Source organism: Pseudonocardia sp. GCM10023141, from assembly GCF_042653605.1.
Genome location: NZ_JBHSIR010000044.1, coordinates 24,144 through 38,717 on the forward strand (window position 1 = coordinate 24,144; position 14,574 = coordinate 38,717).

Genomic DNA, 14,574 nt, shown 5'->3' on the forward strand with positions numbered 1-14,574 from the left:
ATCCGATGTCGACGGTCATCCGGCGACGGCTCGCCCGAGCCGATCGCGCAACTCCGCGCAGTAGGTGACGAACCCGACCGGCTCCTCCACCCGGAACTCGACGCCCGTCATGACGGTCATGACAGCCAGCCACTCGAAGGAGTCGACCCAGGTCGTGAACCGGCAGCGGTCGCCCGCCAGCGGTTCGAGGGTGCCGTCCCCGTCGGACAACCGGCCTGTCACCTGCGCCGCCGGGGCCAGGAAGGTGATCACCGCTCGGTGCCGCGGCACCTTCAGCGCGGCGTCGATGTAGGCGGCCGCGGTCTCGGCGGGCAGCGCGCGGGGCGCGAACCGCTCGCCGGTGGACCGGACGTCGGCGAGCCGGTCGAGTCGGAACGTGCGCCACTGCCCCCGGTCGAGGTCCCAGGCCAGCAGGTACCACCGCCGCCGGACGAGCACCTGCCGGTAGGGCTCCACCCGGCGCTGCGACGTCGAGCCGTCGCGGGACCGGTGGCCGAACGCCAGCCGCTCGTGCTGCTGCGAGGCGGTGCCGACGAGGCTGAGCCGGGCGGGCGGCACCGCGGGATGCGATGTCGACGGCGCCTCGGTGGTCTCGGCCACCGCCGCGACCTGGCGGCGCAGCCGGGCCGGCAGCACCTGTTCGAGCTTGCGCAGCGCGCTCTCACCGGAGTCTGCCCCCGCGTCGGCGGCCAGGCGCAGGCCGACCGCGACGGCGACGGCCTCGTCGTCGTCGAGCAGCAGCGCGGCATCGCCGTGCCGGCGACGAGCCGGTAGTGGCCGCCAGGACCGGGCTGCGCCTCGACGGGATAGCCCAGTTCCCGCAACCGGTCGATGTCGCGGCGCAGCGTGCGGGGGCTCGTTGCGAGCCGCTGCGCAAGCTCCGCACCACCCCAGGCCCGCCCGGTCTGCAGTGCCGAGAGCAGCTGCAGCATCCGCGTGCTCACATCAGCCACCGATCCACACAATCACGGTCAGGATCTGGCCACAACTGCCCATACCGTCGAGGACATGACCGCACACACCGACCAGATCCGGGTGGTGGGCGCCCGGGTGAACAACCTGCGGGACGTCACGATCGACGTCCCCAAGCGGCTGCTCACCGTCGTCACCGGGGTGTCGGGCTCCGGGAAGTCGTCGCTGGTGTTCGGCACGATCGCCGCGGAGGCACAGCGGCAGTTCACCGACACGTTCCCGGCGTTCGTCCGCAACCGGCTGCCGCGTCCGAGCCGCCCGGAGGCCGACTCGCTACGCAACCTCGCCGCGACGATCGTGGTGGACCAGCGCAGGCTCGGCACCAACGCGCGGTCCACCGTCGGCACCGGGACCGCGGCACCGAGAAGGCGCCCGCGAAGGTGGCGGCAGCGCTGGACCGGGTGGTCACGCGGCAGCGCTGCCCGGAGTGCGGCGGGGCCCGGCTCAACGCCGCCGCCCGCGCCGCGACGATCGCGGGCCGCACCATCGGCGACTGCGCCGCGACCGAGGTCGGGGACCTCGCCACCGACATCAGGGAGATCGACGGACCGGTCGCCGCGCCGATCGTCGCCGCCATCGCGGAGCGCCTCGACACGCTCGTCTCGGTGGGACTGGGCTACCTGACGCTGGACCGGGAGACCCCGACGCTGTCGGGCGGGGAGGCGCAGCGCGTCAAGCTGGTGCGCCACCTCGGCAGCAGCCTCACGGACCTGACCTACGTGTTCGACGGGCCGACCGCCGGGCTGCACCCACACGACGTGAGCAGGCTGCTGGGCCTGCTGCGGCAGCTGCGCGACCTCGGCAACACCGTGCTCGTCGTCGAGCACGACGCCGAGGTGATCGCCGCCGCGGACCACGTGATCGACATGGGCCCCGGCGCCGGTTCCGATGGTGGCAACGTGCTGTTCGCGGGCGATCCCGCGGGGCTGCGCACCGCCGACACCCCGACCGGGCGACAGCTCGCCAGGAACCGCCCGATCAAGGGGCGGCCCCGCCGGGGAACCGGCACCCTCACGATCACGGGCAGCCGGCACAACCTGCACGACGTCCACGTCACGGTCCCGCGCGGCGCGCTGACGGCCGTCACCGGCGTGGCCGGCTCCGGCAAGAGCACACTGGCCGCCGACCTGCTGCCGCGGTGTGTGCCCGACGCGGTGCTGCTCGACCAGTCGCCGATCCGGGGATCGCGGCGCTCCAGCACCGCGACGTCCACCGGCATCCTCGACCCGATCCGCGCCGCGTTCGCGCGCGCCACCGGCCGTCCCGTCGCGCTGTTCAGCGCGAACTCACAGGGTGCCTGCCCGCAGTGCCGTGGGCGCGGCGAGAACCGCACCGACCTCGCGTTCCTCGACGACGTCAGCACTCCGTGCGAGGCGTGCAGCGGCACGGGCTTCTCCGACACGGCGCTCGCGGTGACGCTGGACGGTCGCAGCATCGCCGACGTGCTCGCCCTGACCGTTCACCAGGCCCGCGCGGTGTTCGACGAAGACGCGCTGACACAGCTCGACGACGTCGGGCTCGGCTACCTGCCGCTCGGACGGCCGGTCAGCTCGCTCTCGGGTGGGGAGCGGCAGCGGCTCAAGCTCGCCGCCGAGATCGAGTCCGCCCCCGGCAGCGTGCTGGTGCTCGACGAGCCGACGGTCGGGCTGCACATGGCCGACGTCGAGCGCCTGCTCGGGGTGTTCGACCGGCTCGTCGACGGCGGCGCCACGCTGATCGTGGTGGAGCACGACCTGGACGTGGTGGCGCACGCCGACCACGTCGTCGATCTCGGGCCGGGCCCGGGGCGCGACGGGGGCCGGGTGCTGTTCACCGGGCCGCCCGCGGAGCTGGTGGCGCACCCCACGTCGCTGACCGGCCGGTACCTGTGCGCACGCGCCCACCGTCCAGCGGGTGTGTGACACCCCACCCCGCCCGTGCGACGGCCACCACCTCCACGTGCGCCCGGAGCCCGACCGGGACGACACTGGACCCATGGCCGCCGACGAAGCCGAGTACCGCATCGAGCACGACACGATGGGGGAGGTGAGGGTGCCGGCCGACGCGCTCTGGCGAGCCCAGACGCAGCGAGCGGTCGAGAACTTCCCGATCTCCGGCCGCGGCCTGGAGCGCTCCCAGATCCGCGCGCTGGGCCTGGTCAAGGCCGCCGCCGCGCGGGTGAACGGCCGGATCGGCGTGCTGAAGCCCGAGATCGCCGAGGCCATCGCCGCTGCCGCCGACGAGGTCGCGGCCGGCGAGCACGACGCCCACTTCCCGATCGACGTGTTCCAGACCGGGTCGGGCACCAGCTCCAACATGAACGCCAACGAGGTGATCGCCACGGTCGCGAGCCGCGCGGGCACCGAGGTGCACCCGAACGACCACGTCAACGCGTCGCAGTCGTCCAACGACGTCTTCCCGACCACCATCCACCTCGCCGCCACCGAGGCGCTCGCCACCGACGTCGTCCCGGCGCTGGAGCACCTGGCGGCCGCGCTGCGCCGCCGTTCCGCCGAGTGGGTCGACGTCGTCAAGGCCGGGCGCACCCACCTCATGGACGCCGTGCCGATCACACTCGGCCAGGAGGCGGGCGGCTGGGCCACGCAGACCGAGTACGGCGCCGACCGTGTCCGCGACGTGCTCCCCCGGCTGGGTCAGCTCCCCATCGGCGGGACGGCCGTGGGCACCGGGCTCAACGCGCCGGACGGCTTCGCGGCTGGTGTGGTGGCGGAGCTGCGTGCCGCTACCGGGCTCGACGTCCTGTCGGAGGCACCCGACCACATCGAGGCCCAGGGTGCCCGCGACGGGCTCGTCGAGGCCTCCGGCGCGCTGCGGACCGTCGCAGTCTCGCTCTACAAGATCGCCAACGACATCCGCTGGCTCAGCTCCGGCCCGCGCACCGGCCTGGCCGAGCTGCACCTGCCCGACCTGCAGCCGGGCAGCTCGATCATGCCGGGCAAGGTCAACCCGGTGATCTGCGAGGCCACGATGATGGTGGCCGCCCAGGTGATCGGCAACGACGCGACCGTCGCGTTCTCCGGCACCCAGGGCAACCTGCAGCTCAACGTGATGATGCCCGTGATGGCGCGCAACGTACTGGAGTCGGCGCGGCTGCTCGCCGCGGTGGCGCGGTTGCTGGCCGACAAGGTCGTGGACGGCGCCGTCGCCGACGTGGAGCGCGCTCGCGAGTTCGCGGAGTCGTCGCCGTCGATCGTCACGCCGCTCAACCGCTACATCGGTTACGAGGAGGCGGCGTCGATCGCGAAGCAGTCGCTCAAGGAGCGCCGCACGATCCGCGACGTCGTGCTGGAGCGCGGCCACGTCGAGTCCGGGAAGCTGACGCTCGAACAGCTCGACGCGGCGCTCGACGTGCTGGCGATGGCACGAGGCGGGAAGCGGTAACTCGAACGGTCCAGTCACCTCGCTCACCGTGATGTTTCACCTGCAGTTCATGCAGCTGCACGCGCAATCGTGCTTCCATTCGGTGCCGACCGGCGCGGAGGAGTGACGATGAGCGACTACGGGCGTTTCGCCTTCGAACCCGTCCTCAACCTGGTCAACGGTCGACCGGTCGGCATCGAGGTGCACCGCTGCCAGGCCCGCGACCAGCCGGAGCTGGCGGCCCGCGGCGCGGTCTGGGGTCCACGTCAGCTCGCGGAGTTCGACGCGGGCATCGCGATCTCCTCGGCGCTGCACGACACCGACTACGACTCCACCGTGCCCGTGCACGTCGACGTGCTCGCCGACACCGTGGTGCTCGCGCGCAGCCGGATCGGGCAGCTGCGCTCGTCGCTGCACAACCGCGCCGAGGGCCGCCCGACACCGCCGGTGCTGCTGGAGATCAACCCGGCGCTCTCGGCCGCGCCGCCCGACGCGTTCGCCGAGGGCGTGGCCGCGCTGCGCGCCGACGGGTTCGGCATCGCGTTCGACACCGTCGGCCGCGGCTTCGGGCTCGACCTGATCGCCGAGCTCCAGCCCGACCTCGTCAAGATCGACGCGTCGCTGGTGGCCCGGCTGCCCCACGTGCCGCACGCGCGGACCGTGGTGCAGGCGCTCTGCGACGTCTGCCGGGCCGTCGGAGTACGGGTCTCGGCGCTGGGCGTCACGCATCCCGACGAGCTCGCGGCCGTGCGCGATCACGGCATCCCCTGGGCGCAGGGACCGCTGCTCGCCGGTTCCCGGCGGCGCCCGTCGACGGTGGGGATCCTGCTGCCCGTCGACCTGATGCCGCGCATCCACGGCGCGCCCGCATCGCCGCCGGCACCCGTTCCGGCCGCCCGCAGGCCGTCCCCGGTGCCGCGCGACGAGCCGGCCGCGCGACTGGCCGCCCTGGCGACCTTCACGCAGGCACCGGTGACGCTGCCGGAGGACGTCACGGCCGAGGCGGTGCGGCAGGCGCTCGCCGACCACCCGCACGTCGGCTGCGTCGTGCTGCTCGATCCGCAGCGGCGCCCGGTCGGCTTCCTCGACCGCAACCGCTTCATGATCGCCATCTCCGGCCCGTTCGGCCGCGCGCTCTACGCGCACCGCCCGGCCCGGACCCTCGCCGAGGAACCGCGGACCCTCGCGGCGACCGCCGATGTGCGTGCAGCACTGGCGTACTGCCTGGCCGGGGACCGGACCCGCACCTACGACGACGTGGTTCTGCTCGACGAGCGCGGCCGGTGCGCCGGGATCGTGCGGGTCACCGACCTCCTGCAAGAGGCGACGGGCGTCCACGCCGCGGCGTGAGCCTGCGCGCCTGAGCCCGGCCGCTTGGGCCGAGTGGCCGCACCAGCGGTCGCATACGCGCCGTTCCGGTTCTGTTGTGCCCGGCCGAGCCGTCCGTGATCAGATCGAGCCTCGCATTCCTGGCGAGTGCGGCGCTACATTCCCCCGACCGTAGGTCGCCGCACCGCGGCAAACGTCCCGTAATACGCAACACCAGGCCGCGGGACACCGGCACGCTCGCCCCGAGGAGCTCTACATGACCGGATCACGACGTCGGATAGTGATGGCCACGATCGGCGCCGCGCTCGCGCTGACCGCGGCAGGCTGCGTCAGCTCGGGCGGTTCCTCCAGCGCCCCCGCCGCAGGCGGCACCGACTGGAAGACCGCCACCTCCGCCCAGGCCGCAGGCGGGATGGACGCCCTCGTCGCCGCCGCCAAGGCCGAGGGCACGCTCAACGTCATCGCACTGCCGCCGGACTGGGCCAACTACGGGGCCATGCTCAAGGCCTTCACCGAGAAGTACGGCATCAAGATCGAGTCGGCCAACCCCGACGGATCCAGCCAGGACGAGATCAACGCCGTCAAGCAGCTGGGCACCCAGACCCGCGCCCCCGATGTACTGGACGTCGGGCAGTCGTTCGCCAACGGCAACATCGATCTGTACGCGCCCTACAAGGTCGCCACCTTCGACAAGATCCCCGCGGCCAACAAGGACGCGAACGGGGCCTGGGTCAACGACTACGGCGGCTACGTCTCCATCGGCTGCAACTCCAAGCTCGTGCCGGTCTGCCCGCAGACCTTCGCCGACCTCGCCAAGCCCGACTACAAGGGCAAGGTCTCCATCAACGGTGACCCGACCCAGGCCGCGGCGGCGTTCGCGGGCGTCTGGGCCGGATCGCTCGCCAACGGCGGCACCATCGACAACATCCAGCCCGGACTGGCCTTCTGGGGCGGCCTCGCCAAGAGCGGGAACCTGCTCAAGCTCGACCCGAACTCGGCCACGATCCAGAGCGGCCAGTCGCCCATCGTGATCGACTGGGACTACCTCAACGTCACCGAGACCGACAAGAACAAGGCCGCGTTCGACTGGAAGGTCGTGGTCCCGTCCGACGGCCTGTTCGCCCAGTACTACGCACAGGCCATCAACAAGAACGCCCCGCACCCCGCCGCGGCGCGCCTGTGGCAGGAGTTCCTCTACTCCGACCAGGGCCAGAACCTGTGGTTGGCCGGCAAGGCCCGGCCGATCCGGCTGGCCCAGATGACCGCCGACGGCACGGCCGACAAGGCGCTGGTCTCGGCGCTGCCACCGGTCTCCGGTGAGCCGAAGTTCCCGACGCAGGCCCAGGCCGACGCCGCGCAGAAGGTGGTGGCCCAGAACTGGGCCGCCACCACCAGCTGACGCATGACGACATTGCTCGAGCCGCCGCCCGCACCCGTCGAGAAGGTGCGGGCGGCGCGCTCCTGGACCGCGGCGCTCGGGCTGGTGCCGTTCCTCGGCTACCTGCTGATCTTCCTCGGCGGCCCGCTGTACTTCGTGGTCAGCGGGGCGCTCACCGACGCTCAGGGCCGCCCCACCTTCGACAACGTGATCGCGTCGGTCACCGAGCCGCAGTACCGGGCGGCGTTCGCCTCCAGCCTGGCGATCTCGGCGATCACCGCGATCATCGGAGCGGTGTTCGGGGTGTTCCTGGCACAGGCGGTGCTCACCAGCCGACCGGAGAGCGCGCTGCGCCGGATCGTCTCCACGGCCTCGGGGGTGCTCGCGTACTTCGGTGGCGTGCCGCTGGCGTTCGCGTTCATCGGCGCGCTCGGCCAGACCGGGCTCGCGACCCTGTTCCTGCAGGGCGTCGGCATCGATCTCTACGGGCTGGGCTTCCGGATCGACTCGCTCACGGGCCTGGGCCTGACCTACGTCTACTTCCAGATCCCGCTCATGGTCATCCTCATCACCCCGACGCTCGAAGGGCTGCTGCCGCAGTGGCGGGAGGCCGCCGAGAACCTCGGGGCGTCCGCGTGGTCGTACTGGCGACTCGTCGCCCTGCCGGTGCTGCTGCCGGCGCTGGGCGGGGCGGTGCTCGTGCTGTTCGGCAACGCCTTCGCCGCCTACGCCACGGCGCTCGCGCTGACCAGCGGGTCGATCCCGCTCGTCACCACGTCGATCGCGGCGGCGTTGTCGGGCAACGTGCTGGCCAACCAGCAGAACGTCGGGCTCGCGCTCGGCCTCGACATGGTCGTGGTGATCGGCATCGTGATGGTCGTCTACCTGCTGCTGCAGCGGCGTGCATCGAAGTGGACGTCGCGGTGAGGCCCGGGTCGTTCGCCAGGGGCAGGCGCTGGCGGGTGGTCGTGTTCGTGCTGGCTGCGCTGTACTTCCTGGTGCCGCTGATCTCCGCGGCCGAGTTCAGCCTGCGCATTCCCGGCGGGGGCTACGGGTTCGCCAACTACCTGGCGGTGGCCACCGATCCGATCCTGCTCAACGCACTGCTGGTGTCGCTCGAGATCGCGATCGCCACCGCGGTGCTCGTGCTGATACTGGTCGTGCCGACGGCAGTGTGGGTGCGGTTGCGGTTCCCGTCGATCGCCGGGTTGCTGGAGAGCGCCACGATCCTGCCGATCGTCATCCCGCCGGTCGTGATGGCGGCGGGCATCGCGTTCGTGCAGGCCAACCTGGACACGCCGCTGTTCCGCACGCTGTTCTCGTCGTCGATCACCGCGCTCACCCCGTTCTACGTGGTGCTCGCGTTGCCGTTCGCCTACCGCGCGATCGACAACGGGCTCGCCGCAATCCCACTGCGCACGCTCGTGGAAGCGGCCCGCAACCTGGGCGCCGGCCTGCCGTCGGCGTTGCTGCGGGTGGTGCTGCCAGCGATCCGCAGTGCGGTGCTGGGTTCGGCGTTCCTGACGCTGGCACTCGTGCTTGGCGAGATCGTGATCGCCCGCATCCTGCTCTACACCGACGTCTTCCCCATCGTCGTCGTCGACGTCGGACGCAGTGCGGCAGGCGTTTCGGTGGCGCTGACGCTGGCCAGCCTGGTGCTCACCTGGGTGCTGCTCCTGCTGGTCTCGTACGCCGGTGGCCGTCGCTCGAAAAGGACTCCAGCATGACCGATGTGATCAACGCTCCCACCGAGACGACGCGTGGGGCGGCCGTGGAGTTCCGCGGCATCCGGCGCAGCTACGGCGCCGCACACGCGCTCGACGGCCTCGACCTCACACTCCGCCAGGGCGAGCTGCTCGCGCTGCTGGGTCCGTCGGGGTGCGGCAAGACCACCGCGCTGCGGCTGCTGGCCGGCTTCGACAAGCCGACCGAGGGCCAGATCCTCATCGACGGCAAGGACGTCACGGGCGTCCCGGCCGCGAAGCGCGACACCGGCATGGTGTTCCAGGCGTACTCGCTGTTCCCGACCATGACGGCCACCGAGAACGTCGGGTTCGGGCTGCGCATGCGCGGGGTGGGCGGGGCCGAGCGCAAGCGGCGGGCGGACGAGCTGCTGGAGCTGGTGGGGCTGGGCAGCCGCGGCGGCTCCTACCCGCACGAGATGTCGGGCGGCCAGCAGCAGCGCGTGGCGCTGGCGCGCGCGCTCGCGGTGTCGCCGTCGGTGCTGCTGCTCGACGAGCCGCTGTCCGCACTCGACGCCCGGGTGCGCGTGCAGCTGCGTGACGAGATCCGGCGGCTGCAGCTGGCCGAGGGCATCACCACGCTGTTCGTCACCCACGACCAGTCCGAGGCGCTCGCCGTCGCCGACCGCGTCGCGGTGCTCAACGGCGGCAAGCTCGAGCAGGTCGACACCCCGCAGGAGGTGTACACCCGCCCGTCCACGCCGTTCGTGGCCGAGTTCGTCGGGGTGATGAACGCGATCCCGGTGCACGAGGGTGCCATCACCGTCGGCGCCACCGACACGCAGAAGGTGCGGCCGGAGTCGTTGCTCGTCGGAGGGGCCGGCGGCATCCCGGGCACGGTTTTGACCAGCACGTTCCTCGGCCCGGTCACCCGGATCGTGGTCACCACGGAGGTCGGCGAGCTGATCGTCGACGCCGTGAGCCGCTCGGGCCTGCCGGGCATCGGCGACGCCACGACGGTGGGACTGGATCCGCACAGCTGACGGTTCTCGATCTTCCAGCGGGGTGACATCGCTGACGTCCAACGTCAGCGGTGTCACCCCGCTGGACGTTTCGGCCGCGGTCGCACGGCGACTGTCGGTGCCCGCTGGGAGGATGCAACCGTGCTGCTCGCCGAGGTCGTCGCCACGTCCGGCGCGGTCGGGGCCACCCGCTCGCGCAAGGAGAAGTCCGCCGCGCTCGCCGCGCTGCTGCAGCGTGCCGACGGGCCAGGTGAGGTCGAGGCGGCCACGGCATGGCTCGCGGGTGAGCCGCGGCAGCGCAAGGTCGGCACCGGGTGGCGCACGCTGCTGAACCTCGGCGCCCGTCCGGCCCCGGAGCCGAGCCTCACCGTCGCCGCTGTCGATGCCACGCTCGAGGAGCTCGCCGGCACGTCCGGCGCCGGCTCCACCAAGCGGCGCACCGAGCTGCTCGGTGCGATGTTCGGCGCCGCCACCGCCGAGGAGCAGCAGTTCCTCACCCGCCTGCTCGGTGGCGAGCTGCGCCACGGCGCGCTGGAGGGTGTGATGCTCGAGGCGGTCGCCGCGGCATCCGGTGTCGCGGCCGCGGTGGTGCGGCGCGCGTTCTTCCTCTCCGGACGCCTGCCCGATACCGCGGCACTGGCGCTCACCGGCGGCACCGAAGCGCTCGAGGCGGTCCGGATGGAGGTCGGCCGACCGGTGCGGCCGATGCTCGCCTCCCCCGCCGACACGCTCGACGCGGCGCTCGCCGATCTCGGCAGCGAGGTCACCATCGAGTTCAAGCTCGACGGCGCGCGCATCCAGGTCCACCGCCACGGCGACGTCGTCCGCGTCTGGACGCGCACGCTGCGGGAGGTCACCGCGAGCGTGCCGGAGCTGGTCGAGCTGGTGCGCGGGCTGCCGTGCGAGGCCGTGGTGCTCGACGGTGAGACGCTCGCCCTGCGCGACGACGGCAGGCCGCGCCCGTTCCAGGAGACGATGAGCCGGTTCGGCAGCACCGTCGACACCGCACGGCTGTTGCAGCCCTACTTCTTCGACTGCCTGCACCTCGACGGCGTCGATCTGCTCGACGCGCCGCTGTCGGATCGTCTCGACGCGCTGCAGCGGGTGGCCGCCGATCACCGGATGCCGGGCACGGTGCGCCCGTCCCCGGAAGTGGCCGCCGACGTGCTGGAACGCGCGCTCGAGGCGGGCCACGAGGGTGTGGTCGTCAAGGCGCTCGACGCCCCGTACGCCGCGGGACGGCGCGGGCGGGCGTGGCAGAAGGTCAAGCCGGTGCACACGCTCGACCTCGTCGTGCTGGGTGCGGAGTGGGGCTACGGGCGGCGCACCGGCACGCTGTCCAACATCCACCTCGGCGCCCGCGATCCCGACGGCGGCGAACCGATCATGGTGGGCAAGACGTTCAAGGGCATGACCGACGAGCTGCTCGCCTGGCAGACGGCCACGTTCCCGGCGCTGGCCCGCGAGGACCAGGGCACCGCCGAACGTCTCGGGGCCGTCCTCATGCGCCCCGAGCTCGTCGTCGAGATCGAGCTGGACGGCGCCCAGCGCAGCACCCGCTATCCCGGCGGCGTCGCGCTGCGGTTCGCGCGCGTGCTGCGCTACCGACCCGACAAGACCCCGGCCGAGGCCGACACGATCGACGCGGTCCGGGCCCTGCTAGCACAATGATCTTGTGCTGCTTCGAACGTTCCAGCCCCTCAGCCGCGTCGCCCAGCTTCGCGGCGACGGCGTGCTCGTCGGCGACTGGCACCACGTCCCGGTCGAGCCACTCCGCGGCGGCTACCGCGCCATGGTTGCCGCGATGGCCGCGGCCGGCGTCGACACCGGCGGCAACCCACCGATCTGGGCCTGGCGCGGAGCGCTGACCCTCCTCGACTCGAGGATGTTGCTCGCCGAGCACGAGCTGCGGGCCGGCTGGGCCACGATCGCTCTCGACGCTCCCACCGAGCTGGTGGTCGAGTCCGACTACGGCGCGTGGAACGACCACCTCGCCGCGCTCTTCGACCCGGCTCCCACCGAATGGCGCCTGGTTCCGCCGCGCCCGGGGGTGGAGCCGGTGCAGGCCTGCCTGCCCCAGCTCCGAGCCGAGTGGGTGAGCGAGATCCGCCCCCTCCCGACCTCCGGCTGGGACGACCTCGACCCGAACACCCCCGCCTGACCGCGGCTCAACCTGCACCGCCCAACCCGCACCCGCCCAACCTGCAGCATGGTGGCTTTCCAAGCGTTGGATCGCAGGATGGCCACCATGCTGCGATCCGAGCGCGGGGCCCCGGGCGTCCGCTCCACGCGATCAGCGCCCGCACCGCGTCGACGACGACCGTCCGCCGGTGCGCCTGGTCCTCATCGGACACCAGCGCCGCGAGCTCGGGGGTCATCGCCGACCAGAGCCCGCAGATGTGGAGCACCTGGCCGAGCAGGTCCGCGGCCGACCAGCGGTCGGTGAGCAGGCCGTCGGCCTGCGCCTTCGCCACGGCGTCCACCTTGGCCTGCATGCTCGACACCACGATGTCGATCACGCCCTGCGAGCCGGCTCGCTCCAGCCGGTACCAGGTGGCCAGCCGCTGCACGTGCGGCCGCGCCTCGTAGCCGTCGAACAGTCGGCCCGCGTACTCCGGCAGGTCGGTGGCGTCTATCGGGGTGTCGCGCAGCGTCGTGACGAAGGTCGTGGAAGACGGCGTCGAACAGCCCGTCCTTGCTGTCGAAGTCCACATCATCCAGGTCTCGTCGGTCGGCGGGCGGCTGGCGAGCGTCGGGCTCGGGGCCTACCAGTCGGAGCAGTGGGCCGTCGGCGGCATCTCGAGCGTGCTCGCCCAGGAGGTCGCGCCGCTCGGGATCACGGTCGCCGTTCCGGAGCCCGGCGGCATGCGCACCGACTGGGCCGGCTCGTCCATGGCGATCCCGCCGGCCAGCGCGCCCTACCACCAGACGGTCGGCGAGCGCGCCTGGATGATCCGGGCCGGGATCAGCACGCTGGCGAGCGACCCGGCGAAGGTGGCGCAGGTGGTGCTCTCCGTCGCCGCGATGGACGAGCCGCCGCTGCGCCTGATGCTGGGCCGCGACGCCTACCGCTGCGGCACCGCCGCCGGGCAGGCGCTGGCCGCGTCCGACGCGACGGCGGCCGAGCTGAACCCGCTCGGCACGGCCGACGCCTGAGACCCGCTCAGCCCGCCCACCCCGTCTCCGGCCCGACGGCCTCGGCCCGGAACCGCAGCGCAGGATCGAGGTAGCGCACCTCGGGCGCCGCGTAGAGCTCCTCGATCCCCGCCCGGATGCCCGGGTAGGCGGCCGTCAGCCCGGTCACCTCGGCGTCGGAGGCGGGGATGCGGGCAGCGGCGAGCAGCGCGCGGACGGTGGTGGCGTCATCGGAGGGCATGGTGATCTCCTGCTCAGGCGGCGAGTTCAGTCGTGACGGCGGCGAGCGCGGGAACGCGCAGGTGGTGATCGGTGCGGGCCTGGAACGCCGCACCGGCCCGCAGGATCGTGGCCTCCTCGAACGGCCGTCCGGCGATCTGCAGCGACAGCGGCAACCCGGTCGCCGTCGCCCCCATCGGCAGCGCGAGCACCGGGTTGCCGACGGTGTCCCAGTACCCGGTGTGGATGTAGGTGAACAGCGCCATGACGTCGTCAGTGCCGTCGAGGAAGCCGGCGAGCTGTGGCGCGCCGATCGAGATCGTCGGGCACACCACCACGTCGATCTGCTCGAAGAGCCTCCCGAGCGCGAGCTGCGCGGCCCGGCGCATCCGCTGGGCCTGCACGTAGTCGGCACCTGATACCAGCGCGCCCTGCGCGAGCATCATCCGGGTGGCGCCGAAGTAGTCGTCCCAGCGGTGCGTCAGGTCGGTGCGGTGGTAGGCGAGCGCCTCGCAGGCCATCGTGACGATGTCTGCGGTCATCATCTGGGCCAGGAACGGCAGCTCGACCTCGACGGGATCCCCGCCGAGCGCGACGATCTCGGCGATCGCCGCGTCGAACGCCCCGGCCAGCGCCGGGTCGGCCCCGCCGGGGAAGTGCCCGGCGCGCACGACACCCACCCGCAGCCCGGTCAGGTCACCCGCCGTCGAGTTCGCGGCGAACGGCGCGTCGACGCAGTCGGGATCGCTGGCGTGCGGCCCGGCGATCACCTCCAGCACCGCGGCGCAGTCGGCGGCGCTGCGCGCCATCGGGCCGATGTGGTCGAGGCTGTATCCCAGCGGCACGCATCCCGACTTCGGCACGCGCCCGAACGTCGGCATCAGCCCCGTGATCCCGCAGAGCGCGGCCGGGATCCGGATGCTCCCCGCGGTGTCGGTGCCGAGCCCGGCCAGGAACATCCCCGCGGCCACGCCGCTCCCGGTACCCGAGCTCGAACCGCCCGGCCAGGTCGCGAGGTCCCAGGGATTGCGCGGGATCGGGAACGGCTTGCCGACATCGGGCATGCCGCAGGCGAACTCCATGGTGGTGGTCTTGCCGGTGATCACCGCGCCGGCGCCCTTGAGCCGGGCGACCACCGGTGCGTCCTTGCCGGCGCCCCACGCCCGGTCGAGCACGAGGCTCTGCGCCGTGGTCGGGCCGTCGGCCATCGCGATGATGTCCTTCACCCCGAACGGGATGCCGTGCAGCGGGCCCCGGTCCTGCCCCGCTGCCAGCTCGGTGTCGGCCCGGTCAGCGGCCGCCAGCGCCTGCTCGTCGAAGCGGTGCAGGTAGGTGCCGACCTGCTCGTCGAGCCGGTCCGCGGCATCGATCGAGGCCTCGGTGAGCGCGCGGCTCGTGATCGTGCCGGCCCGCAGCGCGGCGGCCGCATCGGTCAGCGTCAGTGGCCGGATCTCGGACAGGGTCATGCCGGTACTCC

General features: G+C 72.6%; 13 protein-coding genes and 2 pseudogenes. 10 read left to right on the top strand and 5 right to left on the bottom strand.

The window, feature by feature from the left end:
• Positions 1-15 precede the first annotated feature (15 nt).
• Positions 16-636 (bottom strand): helix-turn-helix transcriptional regulator, encoded by a 621-nt coding sequence (locus ACFPFQ_RS26210; protein ID WP_379623355.1) that lies wholly within the window; start codon positions 634-636, stop codon positions 16-18.
• A gap of 203 nt (positions 637-839) precedes the next feature.
• Positions 840-932, bottom strand: a pseudogene (locus tag ACFPFQ_RS26215) (YafY family transcriptional regulator); the annotation flags it as partial.
• 76 nt (positions 933-1,008) lie between these two features.
• Here ACFPFQ_RS26215 and ACFPFQ_RS26220 point away from each other — a divergent pair.
• The 9 genes and pseudogenes from ACFPFQ_RS26220 (at position 1,009) to ACFPFQ_RS26260 (ending at position 11,904) form a co-directional block, all read left to right on the top strand.
• Positions 1,009-2,873, top strand: a pseudogene (locus ACFPFQ_RS26220) (ATP-binding cassette domain-containing protein).
• Between the two features lie 73 nt (positions 2,874-2,946).
• On the top strand, positions 2,947-4,353 hold the full coding sequence (locus ACFPFQ_RS26225) for a class II fumarate hydratase (RefSeq protein WP_379623357.1): 1,407 nt from the start codon (positions 2,947-2,949) through the stop codon (positions 4,351-4,353).
• Between the two features lie 108 nt (positions 4,354-4,461).
• Complete coding sequence (locus ACFPFQ_RS26230) at positions 4,462-5,682, top strand: EAL domain-containing protein (RefSeq protein ID WP_379623359.1); 1,221 nt, start codon at positions 4,462-4,464, stop codon at positions 5,680-5,682.
• Between the two features lie 235 nt (positions 5,683-5,917).
• The gene (locus ACFPFQ_RS26235) at positions 5,918-7,060 is read left to right on the top strand and encodes an ABC transporter substrate-binding protein (protein WP_379623361.1); all 1,143 of its coding nucleotides are present in this window, start codon (positions 5,918-5,920) and stop codon (positions 7,058-7,060) included.
• A gap of 3 nt (positions 7,061-7,063) precedes the next feature.
• Complete coding sequence (locus tag ACFPFQ_RS26240; protein WP_379623363.1) at positions 7,064-7,966, top strand: ABC transporter permease; 903 nt, start codon at positions 7,064-7,066, stop codon at positions 7,964-7,966.
• Positions 7,963-8,766, top strand: a complete 804-nt coding sequence (locus ACFPFQ_RS26245; RefSeq protein ID WP_379623365.1) for an ABC transporter permease — start codon at positions 7,963-7,965, stop codon at positions 8,764-8,766. Before ACFPFQ_RS26240 ends, ACFPFQ_RS26245 begins: the two co-directional genes overlap by 4 nt.
• Positions 8,763-9,764: an ABC transporter ATP-binding protein gene (locus tag ACFPFQ_RS26250; protein ID WP_379623367.1), complete on the top strand. Its 1,002-nt coding sequence runs from the start codon at positions 8,763-8,765 to the stop codon at positions 9,762-9,764. The genes ACFPFQ_RS26245 and ACFPFQ_RS26250 overlap by 4 nt, the downstream gene beginning before the upstream one ends.
• A 120-nt stretch (positions 9,765-9,884) precedes the next feature.
• Positions 9,885-11,414 carry an ATP-dependent DNA ligase gene (locus ACFPFQ_RS26255; protein ID WP_379623369.1) on the top strand — a complete coding sequence of 510 codons (1,530 nt, stop codon included), beginning with the start codon at positions 9,885-9,887 and terminating at the stop codon, positions 11,412-11,414.
• A 4-nt stretch (positions 11,415-11,418) separates the two neighbouring features.
• A complete protein-coding gene (locus ACFPFQ_RS26260) occupies positions 11,419-11,904 on the top strand; it encodes a hypothetical protein (RefSeq protein WP_379623371.1) in 486 nt (161 codons plus the stop codon).
• Between the two features lie 7 nt (positions 11,905-11,911).
• Here ACFPFQ_RS26260 and ACFPFQ_RS26265 read toward each other — a convergent pair whose 3' ends face one another.
• Complete coding sequence (locus ACFPFQ_RS26265) at positions 11,912-12,460, bottom strand: hypothetical protein (RefSeq protein ID WP_379623373.1); 549 nt, start codon at positions 12,458-12,460, stop codon at positions 11,912-11,914.
• Between ACFPFQ_RS26265 and ACFPFQ_RS26270 the strand changes: the two genes are divergently transcribed.
• The gene (locus ACFPFQ_RS26270; RefSeq protein WP_379623375.1) at positions 12,411-12,899 is read left to right on the top strand and encodes an SDR family NAD(P)-dependent oxidoreductase; all 489 of its coding nucleotides are present in this window, start codon (positions 12,411-12,413) and stop codon (positions 12,897-12,899) included. The two genes, ACFPFQ_RS26265 and ACFPFQ_RS26270, sit on opposite strands and share 50 nt — an antisense overlap.
• 7 nt (positions 12,900-12,906) lie before the next feature.
• Here the strand turns inward: ACFPFQ_RS26270 and ACFPFQ_RS26275 are convergent, their stop codons facing one another.
• On the bottom strand, positions 12,907-13,119 hold the full coding sequence (locus ACFPFQ_RS26275) for a hypothetical protein (protein WP_379623377.1): 213 nt from the start codon (positions 13,117-13,119) through the stop codon (positions 12,907-12,909).
• 13 nt (positions 13,120-13,132) lie between these two features.
• Positions 13,133-14,563, bottom strand: coding sequence for an amidase (locus tag ACFPFQ_RS26280; RefSeq protein ID WP_379623379.1), 1,431 nt, complete (start codon positions 14,561-14,563; stop codon positions 13,133-13,135).
• Positions 14,564-14,574 lie beyond the last annotated feature (11 nt).

What these genes read in the sequence shown, in the direction of transcription:
- ACFPFQ_RS26240 (WP_379623363.1), top strand. Translation starts at nt 7,064, where the DNA reads ATGACGACATTGCTCGAGCCGCCGCCCGCACCCGTCGAGAAGGTGCGG.
- ACFPFQ_RS26275 (WP_379623377.1), bottom strand. Translation starts at nt 13,119, where the DNA reads ATGCCCTCCGATGACGCCACCACCGTCCGCGCGCTGCTCGCCGCTGCC.
- ACFPFQ_RS26280 (WP_379623379.1), bottom strand. Translation starts at nt 14,563, where the DNA reads ATGACCCTGTCCGAGATCCGGCCACTGACGCTGACCGATGCGGCCGCC.
- ACFPFQ_RS26225 (WP_379623357.1), top strand. Translation starts at nt 2,947, where the DNA reads ATGGCCGCCGACGAAGCCGAGTACCGCATCGAGCACGACACGATGGGG.
- ACFPFQ_RS26250 (WP_379623367.1), top strand. Translation starts at nt 8,763, where the DNA reads ATGACCGATGTGATCAACGCTCCCACCGAGACGACGCGTGGGGCGGCC.
- ACFPFQ_RS26235 (WP_379623361.1), top strand. Translation starts at nt 5,918, where the DNA reads ATGACCGGATCACGACGTCGGATAGTGATGGCCACGATCGGCGCCGCG.
- ACFPFQ_RS26265 (WP_379623373.1), bottom strand. Translation starts at nt 12,460, where the DNA reads ATGATGTGGACTTCGACAGCAAGGACGGGCTGTTCGACGCCGTCTTCC.
- ACFPFQ_RS26230 (WP_379623359.1), top strand. Translation starts at nt 4,462, where the DNA reads ATGAGCGACTACGGGCGTTTCGCCTTCGAACCCGTCCTCAACCTGGTC.